Origin of the sequence: Corallococcus sp. AB049A, from assembly GCF_003668885.1 — a bacterium.
Lineage (GTDB): Bacteria > Myxococcota > Myxococcia > Myxococcales > Myxococcaceae > Corallococcus > Corallococcus interemptor.
Genome location: NZ_RAWL01000578.1, coordinates 1 through 4487, shown reverse-complemented (window position 1 = coordinate 4487; position 4487 = coordinate 1). Strand labels below are relative to the sequence as shown.

The 4487-nt window shown below is 70.7% G+C and carries 4 protein-coding genes; all 4 read left to right on the top strand.

The window, feature by feature from the left end:
* Nucleotides 1–3 precede the first annotated feature (3 nt).
* Nucleotides 4–1134, top strand: a complete 1131-nt coding sequence (locus tag D7X55_RS36440; protein WP_121725439.1) for an acyltransferase — start codon at nucleotides 4–6, stop codon at nucleotides 1132–1134.
* Complete coding sequence (locus tag D7X55_RS36435; protein ID WP_120553050.1) at nucleotides 1131–2246, top strand: sensor histidine kinase; 1116 nt, start codon at nucleotides 1131–1133, stop codon at nucleotides 2244–2246. The genes D7X55_RS36440 and D7X55_RS36435 overlap by 4 nt, the downstream gene beginning before the upstream one ends.
* 67 nt (nucleotides 2247–2313) lie before the next feature.
* Nucleotides 2314–3084 (top strand): LytTR family DNA-binding domain-containing protein, encoded by a 771-nt coding sequence (locus D7X55_RS36430; protein WP_120553049.1) that lies wholly within the window; start codon nucleotides 2314–2316, stop codon nucleotides 3082–3084.
* A 158-nt stretch (nucleotides 3085–3242) separates the two neighbouring features.
* Nucleotides 3243–4487, top strand: a 1245-nt coding sequence (dnaB, locus tag D7X55_RS36425) for a replicative DNA helicase (protein WP_121725438.1), incomplete at its 3' end; no start/stop codon positions are given.

The following is a 4487-nucleotide window of genomic DNA, read 5'->3' as shown; positions in this document are numbered from 1 at the left end:
CCCGTGCACCACCCCGACCTGGACTGGCTCCGGGTGCTGGCCATCGTGGTGCTGCACCTGTTCCACACCGGGATGATGTTCAACACCTGGGACTGGCACATCAAGAGCTCCCAGGCGCTGCCGGTGCTGGAGCCCGTCATGGGCGTGCTGCACCTGGTGCGCATGCCGCTCTTGATGGTCATCTCCGGCGCGGGCACGGCGTTCGCGCTGCGGCGGCGCTCCTTGAGGGCGTTCACGAAGGACCGGACGAAGCGGCTCTTGCTGCCGCTGGTGTTCGGCATGTTCGTGGTGGTGCCGCCGCAGATCTACGTGGAGCGGCTGTTCCGGGGGCAGTTCCACGGCAGCTACGCCGCGTTCTACCCGACGGTGTTCGAGTTCGTGTCCTATCCCGCGGGCAGCTTCAGCTGGCACCATCTGTGGTTCGTGGCCTACCTGTTCCACTACTGCCTGCTGGCCCTGCCCCTCTTCGCGCTGCTGCGCACGCAGGCCGGTGGGCGGTTCCTCGCGGGGGCGGACGCGTGGCTGTCGCGCGGGGTGAACGTGCTGTGGCTCGGGGTGCCGCTGGCGCTCAACCGGGTGCTCTTGCGCGACTTCCCGGAGACGCACGCGCTGTTCGATGATCCGCGCACCTTCCTCCACTACGGCCAGCTGTTCCTCTACGGGCACCTGTTGGCCCGCTGCCCGGGCGTGTGGGACCGGCTGGTGGCGCTGCGCCACGGGCTCCTGGCCCTGACGGTGGCGGCGCTCGTCGTGGAGGTGGTGTGGCCGTGGCCGGTGATGCCGGTGGTGCCCGCCATCGTGGGGGGCACGGTGCTCATCTGGAGCGGGGTGCTGACGGCGCTGGCCTGGGCGCGGCACCACGTGCGCACGTCCCCGGCGTGGCTTCCGCACGCGCAGGCGCTGTCGTATCCGTTCTACATCTTCCACCAGACGGTCATCGTCTGCGTGGGCTACCTGTGCCTGCGCCTGCCGGTGGGCCCGTGGGCCCTGCTCGGGGTGGTGCTCACCGTGTCCTTCGCCGTCACGCTGGCGCTGTGCGAGGGCGTGTCCCGCGTGTCCTGGCTGCGGCCGCTCTTCGGCATGAAGCCGCGCGCGGCGCGTCCGGCGGTCCTGGCTCCGGAGGCCGTGGGGTGAGCGCCTGGGAGGACGTTCCAGCCACGCGATGGCGCTGGCCCCGGCTGCGGCTGCGCCCGGCGCTGAAGGTGTTCGCGTTCGGGTTGGCCCTGGGCGTGTGGCAGGGCAGCGCGGTGCGGCTGATGCAGCTCATGCAGCCGCATCCGGGCCACTGGGCGCCGGCCTTCATCTGGGAGGTGACCAGCGCGCTGGTCGTGACGCTCATCCTGCCCATCCTGATGACGGCGGTGCTCAACGCGCCGTCGCCCCGCGTGGGCTGGGCGCGCTTCCTGGGCATCCACGCCGCGGCCTTCCTCCTCTTCACGTCGCTGCACATCCTGGGGATGGCGGGGCTGCGGCACGCCGTCTACGCGCTGCTGGAGCTGGGGGACTACGACCTGGGGCCTCCCGTCTACGCGCTCCCGATGGAGGCCCAGAAGGACCTCATCTCCTACGGCCTGGGCTGCGCGGTCATCTCGCTCCTGTATGAGTGGCGGGAGCGGCAGGCCCGCGCGCTGCGCTCGGCGGAGCTGGAGGGGGAGCTGCGGGCCGCGCAGCTCCAGTCGCTCACGGGCCAGCTGCACCCGCACTTCCTCTTCAACGCGCTGCACACCATCGGGTCGGTGATGTACGAGGACCTGCCGCGCACGGACCGGCTCTTGAGCGACCTGGGGCAGCTGCTGCGCGCGAGCCTGGAGCGCACCGAGCCCACCTGGACGCTGGCCGAGGAGCGCGGCCACACCGAGCGCTTCGTGGCGCTGCTGGCGGCGCGCTTCGGCGACCGGCTGGAGGTGCGCTGGGACGTGGCGCCGGGGCTGGAGACGCAGCGCGTGCCCTGCTTCGCGCTGCAGACGCTGGTGGAGAACGCGGTGAAGCACAACCAGGACCTGCGCGGAGCGCTGGAGGTGCGCATCCGCGCGCGTGCCGAAGCGGACCGCTGGGCGCTGGAGGTGGAGGACACCGGGCGAGGCTTCGGAGCCCCCTCCCCTGCCTCCGGGCCCGGCGTGGGGCTGACGCAGCTTGCGCGCGTGCTCACGCTGCTGCACGGCGAACGGGCCCGGCTGGAGCAAGGCGCGGGGCCCGAAGGCGGCGCCCGCGTGACGGTGTGGCTGCCCCGGGTGGAGACTTCATGAGGGCAACGCGCGTGAGGTCGTTCCGGCCGGCGGCGCGGACGCATCCGGCGCGCCCAAAGGAGGCCTCGTGACGGTCTTCCGTGTGCTGGTCGTGGACGATGAGGCCCCGGCGCGAGCCAAGGTGAAGCGCCTGCTGGCAGACGACTCGCGCTTCACCTGCGTGGGCGAGGCCCAGGACGGGACGGAGGCACTGGCGCGCATCGAGGCGCTGCGGCCGGACCTGGTGGTGCTGGACGTGCAGATGCCCGGCCTCACCGGCTTCGAGGTCCTGGAGGCGCTGGGGCCGGACGCATGTCCCGCGGTCATCTTCTCCACCGCCTACGAGCGCTTCGCGCTCCAGGCCTTCGAGGCCCACGCGGCGGACTACCTCCTCAAGCCCTACGACGCCGGCCGCTTCTCCCGGGCGCTCGACAAGGCCCATGCGCTGCTCGGCGCCGGGACGCACGGCACCGCCGCCCTGGAGGCCCTGCTCACCACGGTGGCGAAGGCCCGCCCGGAGCGCCCCCTGGAGCGGCTGGTCGTGAAGGTCGGCGAGGGCTGGGTGCCCCTTCGCCTGGACACCGTGTGGCGCCTGTCCTCGGAGGACAAGTACGTGCGCCTCTTCACCGCCCAGGGGGAACACCTGGTCCGCCAGACGCTGCGCGCCCTGGAGGAGCGCCTGGACCCCACCCGCTTCGTGCGCGTGCACCGCAGCGACCTGGTGAACCTGGACGCCGTGGCCCGCCTGGAGCCGTGGACCCATGGGGACGGCATCCTCGTGCTCAAGGACGGCTCCACGGTGATCCTCAGTCGCACCCACCGGGAGGCCTTCCTCCAGCAGTGGGGCGCCGCCGGATAGCCCGACGCGCCGGGTCGGTTCACCGGGAGGCCGGGCCCGGGGGACACGGCGAGTCGTGTCATCCTTCCCGGACCCACCGGGTGCTACAGGTCTGTTGCCTGGAAACTGGACGTCCGCTGGAACGTGTCAGACGCTGCCTGTAGAGGTTCCAAGCAGCCATGCAGAACGTCCTGGACGGTAGGGAAGGACGGCGGGTCCACGAGGACCTTGCCGCGGAGCGAGCGGTGCTGGGCGCCGTGCTGGCGGACAACGGGCTCATCACGCCCGTGGCGGAGGTCGTCCACGCGGACGACTTCGCCAGCCCTTCGCACGCGCAGATCTTCGCCGCGATGATGCGGCTGGATCAGCAGAGCAAGCAGGTGGACCACCTGACGCTCGCGGAGGAGCTGAAGATCCTCGGCCAGCTCGTCGCGGTGGGCGGTCCCGCGTACCTGATGGGCCTGGACCAGGTCGTCCCGCTGGCGGCCAACGCCGTGCAGTACGCCCACATCGTCAAGGATCAGGCGCTGCGCCGGCGCTTGGCCAACGTGGGCCGGGAGATCCAGGACCTCGCCAGCCAGGAGACGGGCGAGCTGGAGGTCCTGCTCGACGAGGCCGAGCGCAAGGTCTTCCTCCTCGCGGAGAAGAAGCGCGAAGGCGACCTGCGTCCGGTCAGCGAGCTGATGGAGCAGACGCTCGACCTGCTGGACAAGATGAAGACCGCGAACACCGGCGTGACCGGTCTGTCCACGGGCTACATCGACCTGGACAATCAGCTGACCGGCCTGCACGCCGGTGAGCTCATCATCCTCGCGGCGCGTCCCGGCGTGGGCAAGACGTCCTTCGCCATGAACATCGCGGTGCACGCGGCGCTGAAGGAGAACAAGGCGGTCGGCATCTTCAGCCTGGAAATGCCCGCGGATCAGCTGCTCATGCGTCTGCTCGCGTCCACCGCGCGCGTGGACATGAAGAAGCTGCGCGGCGGCCGCCTGTCGCCCCATGACGAGGAGAAGTTCCAGGAGATGGCCGGCGCGCTCTACAACGCGCCCATCTACATCGACGACTCCGGCGGCCTGTCCCCCTTCGACCTGCGCGCGAAGGCGCGGCGCGTGAAGCAGAAGGACCCGCGCCTGTCGCTCATCGTCATCGACTACCTCCAGCTGATGCACCAGAAGGGCAAGGTGGAGAGCCGCCAGCTGGAAGTCGCGGAAATCTCCCGCGCGCTCAAGCAGCTGGCCAAGGAGCTGGAGGTGCCCATCATCGCGCTCAGCCAGCTCAGCCGTAAGGTCGAAGAGCGCAAGGGCGGCAAGCCCATGCTGTCCGACCTGCGTGAGTCCGGCTCCATCGAGCAGGACGCCGACGTGGTGATGTTCATCCACCGTGAGACGGAGGAGGACGGCGAGGGAGGCGGTGGTGGTGGAGGA